This window comes from Streptomyces sp. KLMMK (assembly GCF_036961605.1).
Taxonomy (GTDB): Bacteria; Actinomycetota; Actinomycetes; order Streptomycetales; family Streptomycetaceae; genus Streptomyces; species Streptomyces telluris.
Genome location: NZ_JBAMDC010000790.1, coordinates 1 through 716 on the forward strand (window position 1 = coordinate 1; position 716 = coordinate 716).

1 protein-coding gene is annotated in these 716 nt (G+C 68.2%); it reads right to left on the minus strand.

Annotated elements, in window-relative coordinates:
* A partial coding sequence (locus V7793_RS37970) for a DUF4097 family beta strand repeat-containing protein (protein ID WP_336014316.1) occupies positions 1-661 on the minus strand: 661 nt, incomplete at its 3' end.
* Positions 662-716 lie beyond the last annotated feature (55 nt).

Sequence of the window (716 nt, forward strand, 5' to 3'; positions counted from 1 at the left end):
GGGCGGTGATGTTGCCGTAGGCGGTGGTGGCGTGGATGTCGAGCTGGGTGTGGGTGCCGTCGGTGTTCTTGAGTGTGTTGTGGATGCGGCCGTAGGAGGTGCCGGCGTCCAGGGTGGCGGAGGTGCCGCGGGCGGCGCCGATGGAGATGTCGCCGTGCTCGGTGCGCAGGGTGAGGGTGCCGTGGGTGGCTTCGGTGATGTGGAGGTTGCCCTTCTGGGTGGTGAGCTGGGCGGGGCCGTTGAGGCGGCCGATGGTGATGTCGCCTGCGGCGAGGGTGAGGTGGGCGCTTGCGGTTTCGTCGAGCTTGACGGTGCCGTGTGCGCTGTTGAGGGTGACGTCGCCGAGGCGTCCGACGCCGCGGATCTCGGCGGTGGCGGTCTTGGCGTCGATGCGGGAGCCGGTGGGCAGCTGGACGGTGATCTCGACGGCTCCGGGGTTGCCCAGGATCCGGTTTGCTGCTGCCGGGGCCTGGATGTGCAGGGTGTCGTCGTGGTGGGTGACCGTGATCTGCTCGGCGGCCTTGATGTCGCGGCTCTTGGTGGCGTCCGCGGGGAGGATCTCGACGGTGGTGTCGGTGCGGTCGGCGGCGATGAAGCGGATGCGTCCGGCGGGGATGTCGAGGACGGCGGCGACCGGGGCGGGGGTGATGAACTTCTGCACGGTGATCTCCTGCAACTCGTTGTTTCCGATGACCTGAAAGCTACGTTGCATTCAA